The sequence below is a fragment of the Pseudomonas sp. RGM2987 genome (assembly GCF_022952855.1).
Taxonomy (GTDB): Bacteria; Pseudomonadota; Gammaproteobacteria; order Pseudomonadales; family Pseudomonadaceae; genus Aquipseudomonas.
Map to the genome: position 1 here is coordinate 1 of NZ_JALJDX010000120.1, position 15321 is coordinate 15321.

Here is a 15321-nt window from a genome sequence, read left to right on the forward strand (position 1 = left end):
AGTCACTCCAATGTGACTGACAGAACGCATTCGCGAGCAAGCCCGCTCCCACAGGGTTTTTCGCGTTATTGGAGCCGGGTCAGAACTTGTAACCCAACCCCACCATATAGATCCATGGATCCACATCGACATTGACCTTGGCCCGGGTCCCGCCGGCCACGGCGTTGTTGTCGACGTAGGCGGAGGTGTCGATGTCGATGTAGCGGATCTGGCCGTTGATCATGATGTTGTCGGTCAACATGTAGTCAGCGCCGACCTGCCACGCCATGCCCCAGCTGTTGCTTGCGCGGAAGTTGCTGAAACCGTTGGCACTGGCGCCGCTGCCGACGTGCTCGTCGTAGATCCAGGTGTAGTTGATACCGGCGCCGACGTAGGGCTGGAACGCCGACTTGGCGTCGAGCGGGTAGTAGACCAGGCTCAGGGTCGGCGGCAGGTGCTTGAGGGTGCCGAGCTTGCCATTGGCCGCGCCGAGGGCGGTGCCTTTGAGCTTCACGTCATGCTCGAACGGCGAAGCCGCCAGCAGCTCGATGCCCAGGTTGTTGGTGAGCATGTAGGCGAAGTTCAGGCCCAGCTGGGTGTCGCTGCTCATGGTCGCCTTGCCGCCCAGGTCGGCGCCGGCCAGCGGGCCACGGTCGACCTTGACGCTGGAACTGTCGGCCTCGGGATTGACGGTAATGGCGCCGGCGCGAACGATGATATCGCCGGCCGTATGAGCCTGGGCGAGCGGGGCGGCAAGCGCGAGGGCAACGAGCGAAGCGCTGAGCAAAGACTTGTGCATGGGAGCTCCAAAGGGCATTCAAAAAAGGATGGCCTATGGTACGAAGCGCTCTGGGGCGGTCTTTTGACTCAGCTCAATGAAAGTGTGATGAAACCCTGGCGACCTCTTCGTCGGATCGCCGCCCGGAGCAAGCCCGCTCCCACAGTTGACCGAGTTTTTCAGGAGGAATGCGGTCGACTGTGGGAGCGGGCTTGCTCGCGAAAGCTATCTCATCGGCACCGAACAACCACCAGGTTCACTCCGGCAACTCATACACATAAATCTTCTGCGCCTCCATCTGATACCCGGCATCGGCCAGTTCACTGGTCGAGGGCTTGACCTGCATCGGCCCCTCGACCCAGTACGGCTGGTACAACTCATCGAGCTTCACCCCGACTTCGCTTTTCACATGCACGATCTGGTTCGACGGCGGTGGCGGCACATGGATGCAGGCGCCGAAATACGGTACCAGCAGGAAATCCGTGGTGCGGCCTTCCTCGCTAACCTCCAGCGGCACGATGTAGCCCGGCAAACGAATCTGCTGTCCATCGAGCGCCTTGACCACCGGCGCGTTGGGCATCTCCTGCCTGGCCGCTGGCGCCGACTCGGCGGCCAGGGCGTCGCTCATCTTCGACAGGTCGTGCAGCGGGGTCATGTTCGGCACTTCCGGCGGTGCGTCCGTCGGGATCATTTCCGACCAGGCCAGGTCCCTCGGCTCCGCCGCCCACAGCGGCAGGGCAACCATCATCAACAGCGCAAGCAGGGCGCGGGGCATCTTCAATGTCCTCATAAACGGATCGACAGGCCATCGGCCAGCGATTGGCGATAGGCGCGCCAGGCCGGCACGCTGCCCATCAGCAGGGCGGCGAGCAGGATGCCAGCCATCAGCGTCCATTCATACTCGCTCGGCCAGCCCAGCGGCAGATACAAGCCATAGGCCGACTGCACATAGCCCTGGGCGACGGCGATGCCGACGTACAGCAGCGCCAGCCCGGATGCGACGCCGGCCAGCGCCAGGGCAAAGGCTTCGAGCACCAGCAGGCTCGCAATATGCCAGGGCCGCGCGCCCACCGAACGCAGGATCGCCATCTCCCGCCGGCGTTCGTTGAGGCTGGTGAGGATCGCCGTGAGCATGCCGATCAACCCGGTCAACACCACGAACAGCGAGATCACGAACAAGGCTTTTTCCGCCGTACCCATCAGGCTCCACAATTCCTGCAACGCCACGCCGGGGAGGATCGCCAGCAACGGCTCGCCGCGGAACTCGTTGATCTCGCGCTGCAAGGCAAAGGTGGAAATCTTGCTGTTGAGGCCGAGCATGAACGCCGTGATCGCCTGGGGCGTGAGGTCCATGTTGCGAGCCTGGTCGGCGCTGATGCGGCCGTTGCCCTGGGCCGGCACACCGTTTTTCCAGTCGATGTGGATCGCCTCCATGCCGCCGAGGCTGATGTGCAGCGTACGGTCCACCGGGGTGCCGGTGCGCTTGAGGATCCCGACCACGGTGAACGGCTTGTCGTCGTGCTTGACCAGGCTGATGGCCGCTACGCCGTGGGCCAGCACCAGTTGGTCGCCGAGCTTGTAATGCAACGCCTCGGCCACTTCGGCACCGAGCACCACTTCGAATGGATCGGTGGCAAAGGCCCGGCCCTCGGTCAGTTCCAGGTGTTGCTGGCGGCCGTACTGGTAATGCTCGAAGTAGGCCTCGGTGGTGCCCATCACCCGGTAGCCGCGATGGGAATCGCCGAGGGACATGGGAATCGCCCACTTCACTTTCGGGTTGCTGGCGAAGTGTTCGAAGCTGTCCCAGCGGATGTTATTGGTGGCGTTGCCGATACGAAATACCGAGTACAGCAACAGGTTCACCGAGCCTGAGCGGGCGCCGACGATCAGGTCGGTGCCGCTGATGGTGCTGGCAAAACTGGCCCGCGCCTCGGTGCGCACCCGCTCCACCGCCAGCAGCAGGCAGACGGACAGGGCAATGGCGAAAGCGGTGAGGATCGCGGTGAAGCGGCGGTTCGCCAGGCTGGCCATGGCTAGACGGAACAGATACATCTCAGACCTCGAGTGGCTTGGCGGCGCGATTCAGATCGGCCAGCGAGAGGTTGCGGTCAAACAGCGCTGCCAGGCTCTGGTCATGGCTGACGAATAGCAGACTAGACCCGGCTTCGCGGCATTCAGCGAACAACAGCCGCAGGAAGTTTTCCCGGGCGTCGTAGTCCAGGGCCGAGGTCGGTTCGTCGGCAATCACCAGTTCCGGTTGGCCGATCAACGCCCGGGCGGCGGCGACCCGTTGTTGCTGGCCGATGGACAGCGAGTCGGCCCGCCGTCCGAGCAGGTTCGGATCGGTCAGGCCCAGGTGGGCCAGTAAGGTCGCGGCGGCCTGATCGACACCGCCGTGGCGCTGCACGGCCCGTTGCGCCCGCAGCTTGGAAAAGTGGCAGGGCAGCTCGACGTTCTCGCGCACCGAGAGAAACGGCAGCAGGTTGAACTGCTGGAAGATGTAGCCGGTATGGTCAACGCGAAACCGGTCGCGGCGGCCAGCGCCCAGCGTGGCGAGCTCCTGGCCGAGCAGGCGGATACTGCCGCGGTCCGGCACCTGCACGCCGCCCAGCAGCCCCAGCAGCGTGGTCTTGCCGCTGCCGCTGGGGCCCTTGAGAAACAGTGTTTCACCGGACTCCAGGCGAAACGCCGGGATGTCCAGCAACGGCGGATGCCCGGGCCAGCTGAAGACCAGGTCGGACAGTTCGATGAGTGCTTGGGTCATGGTTGCCGAATTCAGATTGATGAAACCTTGTGGGAGCGAGCTTGCTCGCGATGGCGGTGTGTCAGCTGACACTCATGTTGAATGTTCCACCGCCTTCGCGAGCAAGCCCGCTCCCACATTGGAGTTGTGGTGGGCGCTGATTATGTACCCACCATTGAGCACCTGTGGGAGCGGGCTTGCTCGCGAAAGCGGTGTGTCAGTCGACACTCATTTAAATATTCCACCGCCCTTCGCAAGCAAGCTCGCTCCCACATTGGTCTTCAGTGCATTTCAGAATTTCAGCGCCGGGGCTTCGGGCGTCACTTCCCCGCCTTGCTGGCCGTTCGGGCCGATCAGTTGTACCAGGATTTTCCGGGTGGCCGGGAAGGCCTTGAACAGTGGCGCCAGGTTCAGCTCCGTCAAGGCACCAGGCGCGACACAACGGAACTGATAGTGGGCGTGGATTTCGCTGTGTTCGTGGTGCTCGTCGCCATCGTCATCGGCATCTTCGGCATTATCCTCGTGGTCCGGTTCGTCGCCGAACAACGGGCTTTCCAGTTCTTGCTGCTCCAGGGAGCATTTGCCGTCGGCGAGCACGACCAACGCCGCCGGTTTCTCCAGCTTCGCCCGTACAGTGGCCACCTTGGCCTTGTCGGCAGCGCTGGTGGCGGCGTGTTCGAAGCCCACCAGGTTCATCGCCGGGCTATCCAGTTCCAGCTCCAGCGTCTCACCGTCCAGTGAGGCATTGAGGCGGCCAACGCCATGTTCATGGGCACCCAGGCTCCCGTGCTCATGGTCGTGATCATGCTCGACAGCCGCATGAGCGACAGCCAATGGCAGCAGGGCGAACGGCAGGGCGAGAAGCAAGCGACGCATGACGAATCTCCGACAAGGTAAAATTCTGTTATGTAATCTTATAACGAAAGCGTGCAGAGTTTGACCGCCTGCTTGGCGTCGCGCAAGGCCCATGGGAGCATGGGCAGATGAAATTTTCAGGAGCACGATGATGTTGCGGATACGCGGAACCGTCGGCGATTGGCCGGTGGACTTGTCGATTGAAATGGATGAAGGCGACTGGGCGCAGCTCGGCGCGCAGTTGCAAGCGGTCAGGCCTGACAGCGCCGCAACGCCCGCCGCCAGACCTGCGAATCAGGACGATGCCCTGTGGCAGATCGCCAAGGAACTGTTGCGCAAGGCCGGGCAGTTGAGCGGCCCGGATCTGCTGGAACAGCTCGAAGGCCTGACCGGCAGCGCCTCGGCGGGCAAGCGCCTGCTGGTGCGCTTGCGCCACAGTGCCGAGGTCAAGGTGCTGAGCGGCGGGGACACGCCGCTCTACAGCTGGGCGGGTGAACCTTAGTACAGTGCGGCGAACAGCTTGCGGCGGTAGGTCGTCACCAGCGGATGATCATTGCCCAACAATTCGAACACTTGCAGCAAGGTCTTGTGGGGCAGGCCTTCGCTGTAGCTGCGGTTGCGCATGAACAGCTTGAGCAATGCGTCGAGGGCCGGTTCGTATTGTTGACGGGCCAGTTGCTGGATCGCCAGTTGGTACACCGCTTCGTCGTCTTGCGGATCTTTCGCCAGGCGCGCCTTGAGGTCGGCGGCGTCCGGCAGGTCTTTCGCCAGGCCAAGGAACTTGATCTGCGCCTTGGCGCCGGCCAGGGCGGCCTTGTGTTCGTCGCTCTTTACTGCGTCGAGCACGGTCTGGGCTTCACCCAGCTCGCCGCGCTCGGTCAGGCACCGGGCGTAGAGGATCAGCGCCTTGGCGTTGCTGTTGTCTTCGCCCAGCAACACTGTGAGCAGCGCTTCAGCGTCCGCGAAACGACCGTCGTCGAACAGCGCCTGGGCCTGTTCGAGCGGGTCGGCAGCGGCCGGCGGCGGCATCTGCACATGGGGTTCGAGCATCGCCCGCACCGCTGATTCCGGCTGGGCGCCGGCGAAGCCGTCGACCGGTTGGCCGTCCTTGAACAGCACCACGGTCGGCAAGCTGCGGATGCCGAAGCGCGCGACGATGTCCTGCTCGATGTCGCAGTTGACCTTGGCCAGCAGCAGTTCACCTTGATAGCTCTCGGCAATGGTTTGCAGCATCGGCATCAGGGCCTTGCACGGCGCACACCATTCGGCCCAGAAATCCACCAGCACCGGTTTGTGGAAAGAGTTGGCGATCACCGACTGGTCGAAGTCGGCGGTGGTGGCGTCGAAGATGTAGGGCGTGTCCTGGGTCATGGCAATCTCGTAGAACGCTTGAATGGGGCAACTATACGCGGGGTATTGGGGTGCCTGGTAGGCCGCCTTCGCGAGCAAGCCCGCTCCCACAATGAACCGCGGTGTTCGCGATTCCAGCGGCCGATCTCAGTCCCTGTGGGAGCGGGCTTGCTCGCGAAGCTTTTAGCTGCTGCGCCGCGCGTGATACAGGCTCACATGCCGAAACTCCTCAGGCTCAGCCAGGTCCGGCAAGGTCATGGCTTCGAGCATCTCGATGCGCCGGTACAGCGGATGTTGGAAATCCCGCACCCGGGAATCGGCCACCAGCGCCTCGCGACCGCGGCTGAGAAAGTGGTCGAGCAGTGGCAGGTTGGCCCGGTCATAGAGCACGTCGGCCACCAGGATCAGGTCGAAGCGATCAACCTCGGCGAAGAAATCCTCGGAGTAACCCAGTTCCACACTATTGAGTTGCGCATTGGCCCGACATGCGGCAATCGCCAACGGGTCGAGGTCGCACGCCACCACCTCCAACGCCCCGGCCTTGAGCGCCGCGATACCCGCCACGCCGGAGCCGGCGCCAAAATCCAGCACCCGCTTGCCCGCGACCCACTGCGGCCGGTCGGCCAGGTAACGCGCCATCGCCAGGCCGCTGGCCCAGCAGAAACTCCAATAGGGCGGCTCGTGGAGGATGCGCCGGGTTTCTTCCGGGCTGAAGGCGCGGTCCATGTTGTCGCCGTCGATCAGCCACAGCTTCAGGTCCGTATCGGGCAGTGGGCAGGCGACCAGGCGCGCGTCGCCGAGCAACTCGCCCAAGGCGCGTTGCAGGTCGTGTGGTGCATTCACGGTGCTTTGACGAATTGCAGGGCGCCCAGGGCCTGGGTGGTCGGTTGGCTGATGCGTTGTTCCGGTAGATGCAGGATCAACTGGCCGGATTGGCTGGCACGACCACGCAGTTCCACTCGGGCGCCGACCGGAAAGGCTTCCGGATTGAAACGCAGGTGGAAGGGCAGGGCCTGGTTGGTTCCGGTCAGGCTGGAGCTGGCGAGCAATTGCTGCGGGCGGTCCTTGTCATCGATCACCAGCAGCGCCAGTTCGACTTCGGCCCCGGCCGGCACGCCTTGCAGGGTGCCGCTCAATTCGCGTTGATACGCCGGCAGCGGACCCAGCTCGGCGGCCTGGCGGGCTTTCTCCTGGGCCTGTTTCGGCGCCGGTGCCGGTGCCGGTGCGGCGGGCTTGGGCGCGTCGCTGCTGCACGCCATCAGCAGGCTGAAAAGACTGAGCAAAACGAGCGATCGTAGCGGCATGTGTGGCTCCGGCAAGGTAAATTCCAGGGATCAGGTGGTAAGCCCGTCTGTATACCGTAAACCCTATGGCTTGTCTTGCCAGTGGGATGCGCTACCATGGCCCTCCCTTTTTTTGTTGCCTGCCACCATGCACTGTCCCTTCTGCGGTGCCAACGACACCAAAGTCATCGACTCGCGACTGGTCGCCGAGGGCGAACAGGTCCGCCGCCGCCGCGAATGCCTGGCCTGCGGCGAACGTTTCACCACGTTCGAGACCGCTGAACTGGTGTTGCCGCGCCTGATCAAAACCGACGGCAGCCGCCAGCCGTTCGACGAAGACAAACTGCGCGCCGGCATGCAGCGCGCCCTGGAAAAACGCCCGGTGAGCGTCGAGCGCCTGGAAGCGGCGCTGGTGCACATCAAGCACAAGCTGCGGGCCACCGGCGAGCGCGAGGTCAAGTCCCTGGTGGTCGGTGAGCTGGTGATGGCCGAGCTGCAGAAGCTCGACGAAGTCGCCTACATCCGATTCGCCTCGGTGTACCGGCGCTTCCAGGACTTGAACGAATTCCGCGAGGAAATCGACCGCCTGGCCCGCGAACCGGTGAAAGAATGACCACCCCCGCGCAACAAGCGGTGCTCGACGCCCATTACATGGCCCGTGCCCTGGAACTGGCGCGGCGCGGCCATTACACCACCCACCCCAACCCCCGGGTCGGTTGCGTGATCGTGCGGGACGGGCAGGTTGTCGGCGAAGGCTGGCACGTCCGCGCCGGTGAACCCCATGCCGAAGTCCACGCCTTGCGCGCCGCCGGTGAACAGGCCCGGGGCGCCACCGCCTATGTCACGCTGGAACCGTGCAGCCATCACGGGCGCACGCCGCCCTGTGCCGATGCGTTGGTCAACGCCGGCGTGGCACGGGTGGTCGCGGCGATGCAGGACCCGAACCCGGAAGTCGCCGGACGTGGCCTGCAACGGCTGGCCGAGGCCGGTATCGCCACCCAGAGCGGCGTGCTGGAAGGTGAAGCGCGCCAGCTCAACCCGGGATTCCTCAAACGCATGGAGCACGGCCTGCCGTTCGTGCGGGTCAAGCTCGCCATGAGTCTCGACGGTCGCACCGCCATGGAAAGCGGCGAAAGCCAATGGATCACCGGCCCCGCCGCGCGCTCGGCGGTGCAGCGGCTGCGGGCCCAGGCCAGCGTGGTACTGACCGGCGCCGACACGGTGCTGGCGGACAGCGCCCGGCTGACCGTGCGCGCCGATGAGCTCGGGCTCGACCCCGCACAGACCGCGCTGGTCATGAGTCGTCCGCCGCTGCGGGTGTTGGTGGACGGACGCCTGCGGGTGCCGCTGGACGCGCCGTTCTTCAAGGCCGGCCCGGCGCTGGTCGCCACGTGCATGGCGGTGGAAGAACAATATGCCAATGGCCCTGAATGCATGATCGTGGCGGGGGATGACGGCCAGGTCGACCTGCATCGTTTGCTCAAGGAGCTGGCAGCCCGTGGCGTCAACGAGGTGCTGGTGGAAGCCGGGCCGCGCCTGGCGGGAGCCTTTGCCCGGCAAGGGCTGGTGGATGAGTTCCAGATTTTCATCGCCGGCAAGTTCCTGGGCTCCACCGCGCGACCGTTGCTGGACTGGCCACTGGCGCAGATGAAGGACGCCCCTGAGCTGAAAATCACCGAAATCCGCGCCGTGGGCGATGACTGGCGAGTCATCGCCGTTCCCGCCTCGCCGGCCAGCGTATAATTCCCGGCCTTCGCTCAAGCGGCGGCCCGTTCTCGAGGAGGACTCCATGTTTACCGGCATCATTGAATCCATCGGCAGCATCCGTGCACTTACCCCCAAGGGGGGCGATGTGCGGGTCCACGTCGAAACCGGCAAGCTCGACCTGAGCGACGTCAAACTGGGCGACAGCATTGCCGTGAACGGCGTGTGCCTGACCGCTGTGGAGCTGCCAGGCAATGGTTTTTTGGCCGACGTCAGCCGCGAAACCCTCGACTGCACCGCCATGAACGACCTCAAGGGCGGCAGCCCGGTCAACCTGGAAAAAGCCCTGACCCCCACCACCCGTTTGGGCGGGCATCTGGTCAGCGGCCACGTGGACGGTGTCGGCGAAGTGGTGTCGCGCAGCGATAACGCCCGGGCCGTGGAGTTTCGTATCCGCGCCCCGAAAGAACTGGCCAAGTACATTGCCCACAAGGGCTCGATTACCGTCGACGGCACCAGCCTGACGGTCAACGCGGTGGATGGCGCCGAGTTCCTGCTGACGATCATCCCGCACACCTTGAGCGAAACCATCATGGCTTCGTATCGGCCGGGGCGCCGGGTCAACCTGGAAGTCGACCTGCTGGCCCGTTACCTGGAGCGCCTGTTGCTCGGTGACAAGGCCGCAGAGCCGACATCCGGCAGCAACATCACTGAAAGCTTTCTGGCCGCCAACGGCTATCTGAAATCCTGACCCAAGGGGGTGCCGCGTGGCGCTCAATAGCATCGAAGAACTGGTTGAAGACATCCGCCAAGGCAAGATGGTCATCCTCATGGATGACGAAGACCGCGAGAACGAAGGCGACCTGATCATGGCCGCCGAATGCTGCAAGGCCGAGCACATCAACTTCATGGCCAAGCATGCCCGCGGCCTGATCTGCATGCCGATGACCCGCGAGCGCTGCGAGCTGTTGAAGCTGCCGCTGATGGCGCCGCGCAACGGTTCCGGCTTCGGCACCAAGTTCACCGTGTCCATCGAGGCCGCCGAGGGCGTGACCACCGGTATCTCCGCCGCTGACCGTGCGCGTACCGTGCAGGCCGCCGCCGCCCGGGACGCCAAGGCCGAGGATATCGTCAGCCCCGGTCACATTTTTCCGCTGATGGCCCAGGCCGGCGGCACCCTGGCCCGCGCCGGCCACACCGAAGCGGCTTGCGACCTGGCGCGCATGGCCGGTTTCGAGCCCAGCGGCGTGATCTGCGAAGTGATGAACGACGACGGCACCATGTCCCGCCGTGCTGAATTGGAAACCTTCGCCGCCGAACACAACATCAAGATCGGCACCATCGCCGACCTGATTCACTACCGGATGATCCACGAGCGTACCGTTCAGCGGATTGCCGAGCAGCCGTTGGACAGCGAACTGGGCCAGTTCAACCTGGTGACCTACCGTGATTCGGTGGAAGGTGACGTGCACATGGCGCTGACCCTGGGCACCGTGTGCGCCGAAGAGCCGACCCTGGTGCGCGTGCACAACATGGACCCGCTGCGCGACCTGCTGATGGTCAAGCAGCCCGGCCGCTGGAGCCTGCGGGCGGCCATGGCCGCGGTGGCCGAGGCCGGCAGCGGCGTGGTGCTGCTGCTCGGGCATCCGCTGGATGGCGACGTGTTGCTGGCGCATATCCGCGAAACCGGCGACCAGGCGGCGGTGAAAAAACCGACCACCTACAGCATCGTCGGCGCCGGTTCGCAGATCCTTCGCGACCTGGGTGTGCGTAAAATGCGCCTGATGAGTGCACCGATGAAGTTTAATGCGATATCCGGTTTCGACCTGGAAGTTGTAGAATACGTGCCCTCCGAATAATGACCCTGTTCAATCAAGGAGGTCCCCCTTGTGGGAGCGGGCTTGCTCGCGAAAGCGATAGCACATCCGGCATTGATGTTGGCTGACACACCGCGTTCGCGAGCAAGCCCGCTCCCACAGGGGACTTCTGGCCCCAACAACATTAAGGAGCGCGTACCGAACGCGCTCCGGCTCTTTAAGAGATCTGACGAATGACCCTGAAGACCATCGAAGGTACCTTCATCGCCCCTAAAGGCCGCTACGCTCTGGTAGTGGGCCGTTTCAACAGCTTCGTGGTTGAGAGCCTGGTTGACGGTGCGGTCGATGCCCTGGTTCGCCATGGCGTGAGCGAAAGCGACATCACCATCATCCGTGCCCCTGGCGCCTTCGAAATTCCGCTGGTTGCGCAGAAAGTCGCTCAAAAAGGCGAGTTTGCAGCAATCATCGCCCTCGGCGCGGTCATTCGTGGCGGTACTCCGCATTTCGAATACGTGGCCGGCGAGTGCACCAAGGGCCTGGCCCAGGTGTCCATGGAGTTCGGCGTACCGGTTGCCTTCGGCGTACTGACTGTTGATTCCATCGAGCAAGCCATCGAACGTTCCGGCACCAAGGCCGGTAACAAAGGCGCCGAAGCTGCCCTGTCCGCCCTGGAAATGGTCAGCCTGCTGGCGCAGTTGGAGGCCAAGTGATTAGCGACGAAAGCGATCGTTTCAACCCGCGCGATCCCAAGCCGGCCGATGCCGGCAAGCCATCGAAAAGTGCCAAGCGCCGCGAAGCCCGTCAGCTCGCCACCCAGGCGTTGTATCAATGGCACATGGCCAAGCAGTCGTTGAACGAGATCGAAGCGCAGTTCCGCGTCGACAACGATTTCGCCGATGTCGACGGTGCGTATTTCCGCGAGATCCTGCACGGGGTGCCGCAGTTCAAGACCGAGATCGACACCGCGCTCGTGCCTTGCCTGGACCTGACCATCGAAGAGCTGGACCCGGTCGAACTGGCGGTCCTGCGCCTGTCTACCTGGGAACTGCTCAAGCGCGTCGACGTACCGTATCGCGTGGTGATCAACGAAGGGATCGAGCTGGCGAAAGTCTTCGGTTCCACCGATGGCCACAAGTTCGTCAACGGCGTGCTCGACAAGCTGGCCCCGCGTCTGCGTGAAGCTGAAGTGAAGGCGTTCAAGCGCTGATCGGCGCTTGCAGCGGTGTCCTGTCTCGCCAATGCGTTCGTTTTTTGTCGAGTGACTGTTGGTGCCAGGCAAGGCGGCGCGACGAGTCATAGCCCGCTATGGCGAGGAGCGGCAACGCAGTATGGCGCCAACAGGCGCCGACAAAAAAAGAACAGCATTGGTGAGACAGGATACTTGATGGGCGAATTTGAGCTGATCCGTCATTACTTCGCCGCCGCGCCTTGTGCGCAGGGCGGCGAGGGCGTTGCGCTGGGGATTGGCGACGATTGCGCCGTGCTGGCCGTTCCTGCCGGGGAACAGTTGGCGGTGTCCACCGACACCTTGGTGGCCGGTGTGCATTTTCCGGACCCGTGCGACCCGTTCCTGCTCGGCCAGCGCTCGTTGGCCGTGGCGGTCAGTGACCTGGCTGCCATGGGCGCCACGCCCCTTGCCTTTACCCTTGCCCTGACCTTGCCGACGGTGACCGCCGATTGGCTGCAAGCCTATGCCCGTGGCTTGAACCAGATGGCCCAGGCGTGTGGCGTGGCGCTGGTGGGGGGGGACACCACCTGCGGGCCGCTCAGCCTGACCATGACCGTGTTCGGCCGGGTGCCGTCCGGCCAGGCCTTGACCCGCAGCGGCGCACAGCCTGGCGATCTGCTCTGTGTCGGCGGCGAGCTGGGCAACGCGGCTGGCGCCTTGCCGCTGGTGCTTGGTCAGCGCAGCGCCGGACCGGATGTCGGCGAACCGCTGTTGGCCCATTATTGGTCGCCACGTCCGCAGATCGAGCTGGGCCTGGCGTTGCGTGGCAAGGCCAGTGCGGCGATGGATATTTCCGATGGCCTGCTGGCCGATTGCGGGCACATCGCCCTGGCGTCGGGTGTCGCATTACAAGTGGAACGGGAGCGGCTGCCGTTGTCCAAGGCTTTGCAGGCGTTTCTTGGGCGCTCGCATGCGCAGGATGCCGCCCTGAGTGGCGGTGATGACTATGTCTTGTTGTTCACCGTGCCACCGGTCCGATTGTCGGCGTTGCAGGCCGAAGGCTGGCCGATCCACGTGATCGGTGCAGTCATGGCCGGGGAGGGTGTCACGCTGGTTGACAACTCCGGGCACGACATCACCCCGACAATCCGGGGTTATCAACATTTTCGGGAGACACCGTGACAGATCATCCCAACCAGGTCCCGGCAGAGTTCGTTCCACCCTCGGTCTGGAGCAATCCCTGGCATTTCATGGCATTTGGCTTCGGTTCGGGCACTTTACCCAAGGCGCCGGGCACATGGGGCTCGCTGGTTGCGCTACCCTTCATACCGTTGTGGCAGATGTTGCCCGACTGGGGCTATTGGCTGATGCTGGGCATCACCATGCTGTTTGGCTTCTGGTTGTGCGGCAAAGTGGCGGATGACCTGCGGGTGCACGATCATGAGGGTATCGTCTGGGACGAAATGGTCGGCATGTGGATCACCCTGTGGCTGGTGCCTGAAGGCTGGTACTGGCTGTTGGCGGGTTTCCTGGTGTTCCGCTTCTTCGATATCCTCAAGCCCTGGCCGATCCGCTGGATCGACCGCCATGTGCACGGAGGTGTCGGGATCATGCTCGATGATGTACTGGCCGGGGTCTTTGCCTGGCTGGCAATGCAGGGATTGGTGTGGTGTTTCACCTGAGGGAGTCAGGAATGGGCGTAAGCCGCGCACTGCTGCTGTTGTTGTGTCTGGGGACGTGCCTCGGTGTTCGGGCAGCCGACCTGGCACCGCTGCCGGGCAAGGTCCGCGCTGCCAGTGAGGAGTGGGCCGCTTATACCCAGGCCGATGGCCAGGGCATGGGCTGGGACATCTTGCGCGAGGTGTTCGAGCCCGAGGGCGTCAAGCTGGAGATCCGCAGCGTGCCCTATACCCGTTCTACCGGGCTGGTGCAGCGCGGCGAAGCCGACGTCCAGGTTGGCGCCTATCGTGATGAAACCGAAGGCGTGCTCTATCCCAAGTGGCATTACGACGTCGATCACATTTATGCCCTGGGGTTGGTGAGCAAGCCGACGCCCACCCTGGCGACACTCGGTAACTACCGGTTGGTCTGGATGCGCGGCTACGAATACAACAACTACCTGCCCAATATCCGGCGCTTCAATGAAATCCACCGGGCCGTTGGGATCCTGCCGATGCTGGTCCATGATCGCGCCGATTTCTATATCGATGCGTTGATGGAAATCCAGGACGTGCTCGCCAAGGCCGACAATCCCCAGCAGTTCAAGCTCACGCCGCTGATCAACTTGCCGCTCTACCTGGGCTTTGCCAATACCGAAAGTGGTCGAGCGTTGCGTGCACTGTATGACCGGCGCATGGAAGTGCTGGTAAAAAACGGCCAGCTGAAGCCGATTTTCGAGCGCTGGAAGCAACCCTACCCGTTCGACGAGAACGGCAAGCCGCCCAAGCCGTAATCAAACTTTTCGATGGTGATGGGCGACAATTCAGCCTAAGCGTCCGTCGGGACCTGCTGTTACAATGCCCCCTCTGCGAATCTCCAGTACTAGATCAGGAGCACACCGGTGCCTGTCGTTTTTGTTGCCGCTTCCAAGCTGCCAACGCCCTTTGCGCAATTCACCATGCATGGTTTTCTCGATGAAGCCACCGGCCGCGAGCACGTGGTGCTGAGCCTGGGTGATATCGCCGACGGTGCTCCGGTGCTTGGCCGCCTGCACTCCGAATGCCTGACGGGCGATGCCCTGTTCAGCCAGCGCTGCGATTGCGGTTCGCAGCTCGAAGCCGCATTACAGGCCATCGCCCGCGAAGGCCGTGGCGTGCTGCTGTACCTGCGCCAGGAAGGTCGGGGCATTGGCCTGTTGAACAAGATCCGCGCCTACGAGTTGCAGGACGGCGGTGCCGACACCGTCGAAGCCAACGAACGCCTGGGCTTTGCCGCTGACCTGCGCGACTACAGCATCTGCCTGCCGATGCTTGAGCACCTGGGCGTCAGGTCGCTGCGCCTGATGACCAACAACCCACGCAAGGTCAAGGCAATGACCGACATGGGCATCGTGGTGGCCGAGCGTGTGCCACTGCACACCGGGCACAACCCCCACAACAAACTCTACCTGGCGACCAAGGCCAGCAAGCTCGACCACATGATGGGCAACGAGCACCAGAGCGAGGTTGACCGGGCGTGACCCGCGGTCAGGTCCGGCGGCGACTGGCCGTCAGCTGGTGGCAATACCTGGCGCTGGCCTTGTTGCCGCTGTTCGTGATCAATGCGGTGTTCGGCCAGGGCGAAGCACTTCTGCCGGTGCTGGCGATGCCGCTGTTCATCGCGGGCCTGGCCTCGATGTTTGTCAGCCTGCGCTTCTTCGGGCCTTACAAGAACGCCTTGGTTGCGACCCAGCAAGCCCTGGACACGCCTCAGGAGCCTGAAGCCTGGATCATCCTGGCGGCCCGTCGCCGCGCCGCATTCCTGGCCGCCGGGCTACCGGCCTGGATAGGTGCGCTGGCGGTGTGCGTCGGCCTGGAAGCGGTGCCGTTGATGCTGCTGGCGTTGTCCACGGCGGTGCTGTTCTACCTGTATCGCATCCCGCGTCAGCTCGGCTGATAGCACGACCCCTGTGGGAGCGGGCTTGCTCGCGAAAGCGGAGTGTCAGT

The 15321-nt window shown here is 63.6% G+C and carries 20 protein-coding genes; 12 read left to right on the plus strand and 8 right to left on the minus strand.

The features are described from left to right. Window positions 1–79: 79 nt before the first annotated feature. The 5 genes from RGM2987_RS03000 to RGM2987_RS03020 all read right to left on the minus strand — a co-directional run bounded on the left by RGM2987_RS03000 (window position 80) and on the right by RGM2987_RS03020 (window position 4376). On the minus strand, window positions 80–778 hold the full coding sequence (locus RGM2987_RS03000; protein ID WP_245138634.1) for an OmpW family outer membrane protein: 699 nt from the start codon (window positions 776–778) through the stop codon (window positions 80–82). Between the two features lie 235 nt (window positions 779–1013). Further along, window positions 1014–1532, minus strand: a complete 519-nt coding sequence (locus tag RGM2987_RS03005) for a DUF3299 domain-containing protein (protein ID WP_245138635.1) — start codon at window positions 1530–1532, stop codon at window positions 1014–1016. Between the two features lie 11 nt (window positions 1533–1543). Beyond that, on the minus strand, window positions 1544–2809 hold the full coding sequence (locus RGM2987_RS03010; protein ID WP_245138636.1) for an ABC transporter permease: 1266 nt from the start codon (window positions 2807–2809) through the stop codon (window positions 1544–1546). A gap of 1 nt (window position 2810) precedes the next feature. Next, complete coding sequence (locus tag RGM2987_RS03015) at window positions 2811–3521, minus strand: ABC transporter ATP-binding protein (RefSeq protein WP_245138637.1); 711 nt, start codon at window positions 3519–3521, stop codon at window positions 2811–2813. A 270-nt stretch (window positions 3522–3791) separates the two neighbouring features. Further along, window positions 3792–4376 (minus strand): DUF2796 domain-containing protein, encoded by a 585-nt coding sequence (locus RGM2987_RS03020; RefSeq protein ID WP_245138638.1) that lies wholly within the window; start codon window positions 4374–4376, stop codon window positions 3792–3794. Window positions 4377–4506: 130 nt separating this feature from the next. Here RGM2987_RS03020 and RGM2987_RS03025 point away from each other — a divergent pair, with 130 nt between their 5' ends. Further along, window positions 4507–4857 carry a hypothetical protein gene (locus RGM2987_RS03025; RefSeq protein ID WP_245138639.1) on the plus strand — a complete coding sequence of 117 codons (351 nt, stop codon included), beginning with the start codon at window positions 4507–4509 and terminating at the stop codon, window positions 4855–4857. Here RGM2987_RS03025 and trxA read toward each other — a convergent pair. The 3 genes from trxA to RGM2987_RS03040 all read right to left on the minus strand — a co-directional run bounded on the left by trxA (window position 4854) and on the right by RGM2987_RS03040 (window position 7009). Next, entirely contained in the window at window positions 4854–5726 is an 873-nt protein-coding gene (gene trxA / locus RGM2987_RS03030) for a thioredoxin (RefSeq protein ID WP_245138640.1), read from the minus strand. The genes RGM2987_RS03025 and trxA overlap by 4 nt on opposite strands. A gap of 162 nt (window positions 5727–5888) precedes the next feature. Next, window positions 5889–6548: a 50S ribosomal protein L11 methyltransferase gene (locus RGM2987_RS03035; RefSeq protein WP_245138641.1), complete on the minus strand. Its 660-nt coding sequence runs from the start codon at window positions 6546–6548 to the stop codon at window positions 5889–5891. Then, the gene (locus RGM2987_RS03040; protein WP_245138642.1) at window positions 6545–7009 is read right to left on the minus strand and encodes a YbaY family lipoprotein; all 465 of its coding nucleotides are present in this window, start codon (window positions 7007–7009) and stop codon (window positions 6545–6547) included. The genes RGM2987_RS03035 and RGM2987_RS03040 overlap by 4 nt, the downstream gene beginning before the upstream one ends. Window positions 7010–7136: 127 nt before the next feature. On the opposite strand from RGM2987_RS03040, the gene nrdR reads away from it, so the two are divergent. The 11 genes from nrdR to RGM2987_RS03095 all read left to right on the plus strand — a co-directional run bounded on the left by nrdR (window position 7137) and on the right by RGM2987_RS03095 (window position 15271). Beyond that, window positions 7137–7601 carry a transcriptional regulator NrdR gene (nrdR, locus tag RGM2987_RS03045; protein WP_024778359.1) on the plus strand — a complete coding sequence of 155 codons (465 nt, stop codon included), beginning with the start codon at window positions 7137–7139 and terminating at the stop codon, window positions 7599–7601. Further along, the gene (gene ribD / locus RGM2987_RS03050; RefSeq protein WP_245138643.1) at window positions 7598–8731 is read left to right on the plus strand and encodes a bifunctional diaminohydroxyphosphoribosylaminopyrimidine deaminase/5-amino-6-(5-phosphoribosylamino)uracil reductase RibD; all 1134 of its coding nucleotides are present in this window, start codon (window positions 7598–7600) and stop codon (window positions 8729–8731) included. Before nrdR ends, ribD begins: the two co-directional genes overlap by 4 nt. Window positions 8732–8777: 46 nt before the next feature. Next, window positions 8778–9443, plus strand: coding sequence for a riboflavin synthase (locus tag RGM2987_RS03055; RefSeq protein WP_245138644.1), 666 nt, complete (start codon window positions 8778–8780; stop codon window positions 9441–9443). 16 nt (window positions 9444–9459) lie between these two features. After that, window positions 9460–10551, plus strand: a complete 1092-nt coding sequence (gene ribBA, locus RGM2987_RS03060) for a bifunctional 3,4-dihydroxy-2-butanone-4-phosphate synthase/GTP cyclohydrolase II (protein WP_003206026.1) — start codon at window positions 9460–9462, stop codon at window positions 10549–10551. 191 nt (window positions 10552–10742) lie between these two features. Continuing rightward, window positions 10743–11219 (plus strand): 6,7-dimethyl-8-ribityllumazine synthase, encoded by a 477-nt coding sequence (gene ribE, locus RGM2987_RS03065; protein WP_072395576.1) that lies wholly within the window; start codon window positions 10743–10745, stop codon window positions 11217–11219. Continuing rightward, window positions 11216–11716 carry a transcription antitermination factor NusB gene (nusB, locus tag RGM2987_RS03070; RefSeq protein ID WP_245138645.1) on the plus strand — a complete coding sequence of 167 codons (501 nt, stop codon included), beginning with the start codon at window positions 11216–11218 and terminating at the stop codon, window positions 11714–11716. The genes ribE and nusB overlap by 4 nt, the downstream gene beginning before the upstream one ends. Before the next feature lie 177 nt (window positions 11717–11893). Beyond that, entirely contained in the window at window positions 11894–12859 is a 966-nt protein-coding gene (thiL, locus tag RGM2987_RS03075; protein WP_245138646.1) for a thiamine-phosphate kinase, read from the plus strand. Beyond that, entirely contained in the window at window positions 12856–13359 is a 504-nt protein-coding gene (locus RGM2987_RS03080) for a phosphatidylglycerophosphatase A (RefSeq protein ID WP_245138647.1), read from the plus strand. Before thiL ends, RGM2987_RS03080 begins: the two co-directional genes overlap by 4 nt. An 11-nt stretch (window positions 13360–13370) precedes the next feature. Next, window positions 13371–14129, plus strand: coding sequence for a transporter substrate-binding domain-containing protein (locus RGM2987_RS03085; protein WP_245138648.1), 759 nt, complete (start codon window positions 13371–13373; stop codon window positions 14127–14129). 108 nt (window positions 14130–14237) lie between these two features. Beyond that, window positions 14238–14855: a GTP cyclohydrolase II gene (gene ribA / locus RGM2987_RS03090; RefSeq protein WP_245138649.1), complete on the plus strand. Its 618-nt coding sequence runs from the start codon at window positions 14238–14240 to the stop codon at window positions 14853–14855. After that, on the plus strand, window positions 14852–15271 hold the full coding sequence (locus tag RGM2987_RS03095; protein ID WP_245138650.1) for an MFS transporter: 420 nt from the start codon (window positions 14852–14854) through the stop codon (window positions 15269–15271). Before ribA ends, RGM2987_RS03095 begins: the two co-directional genes overlap by 4 nt. Window positions 15272–15321: the final 50 nt, after the last annotated feature.

Coding starts and splice junctions, on each gene's coding strand:
- trxA (WP_245138640.1), bottom strand. CDS start 5,726: ATGACCCAGGACACGCCCTACATCTTCGACGCCACCACCGCCGACTTC.
- ribD (WP_245138643.1), top strand. CDS start 7,598: ATGACCACCCCCGCGCAACAAGCGGTGCTCGACGCCCATTACATGGCC.
- thiL (WP_245138646.1), top strand. CDS start 11,894: ATGGGCGAATTTGAGCTGATCCGTCATTACTTCGCCGCCGCGCCTTGT.
- RGM2987_RS03085 (WP_245138648.1), top strand. CDS start 13,371: ATGGGCGTAAGCCGCGCACTGCTGCTGTTGTTGTGTCTGGGGACGTGC.
- RGM2987_RS03040 (WP_245138642.1), bottom strand. CDS start 7,009: ATGCCGCTACGATCGCTCGTTTTGCTCAGTCTTTTCAGCCTGCTGATG.
- RGM2987_RS03015 (WP_245138637.1), bottom strand. CDS start 3,521: ATGACCCAAGCACTCATCGAACTGTCCGACCTGGTCTTCAGCTGGCCC.
- RGM2987_RS03025 (WP_245138639.1), top strand. CDS start 4,507: ATGTTGCGGATACGCGGAACCGTCGGCGATTGGCCGGTGGACTTGTCG.
- nrdR (WP_024778359.1), top strand. CDS start 7,137: ATGCACTGTCCCTTCTGCGGTGCCAACGACACCAAAGTCATCGACTCG.
- RGM2987_RS03055 (WP_245138644.1), top strand. CDS start 8,778: ATGTTTACCGGCATCATTGAATCCATCGGCAGCATCCGTGCACTTACC.
- ribE (WP_072395576.1), top strand. CDS start 10,743: ATGACCCTGAAGACCATCGAAGGTACCTTCATCGCCCCTAAAGGCCGC.
- RGM2987_RS03010 (WP_245138636.1), bottom strand. CDS start 2,809: ATGTATCTGTTCCGTCTAGCCATGGCCAGCCTGGCGAACCGCCGCTTC.
- RGM2987_RS03020 (WP_245138638.1), bottom strand. CDS start 4,376: ATGCGTCGCTTGCTTCTCGCCCTGCCGTTCGCCCTGCTGCCATTGGCT.
- RGM2987_RS03000 (WP_245138634.1), bottom strand. CDS start 778: ATGCACAAGTCTTTGCTCAGCGCTTCGCTCGTTGCCCTCGCGCTTGCC.
- RGM2987_RS03005 (WP_245138635.1), bottom strand. CDS start 1,532: ATGCCCCGCGCCCTGCTTGCGCTGTTGATGATGGTTGCCCTGCCGCTG.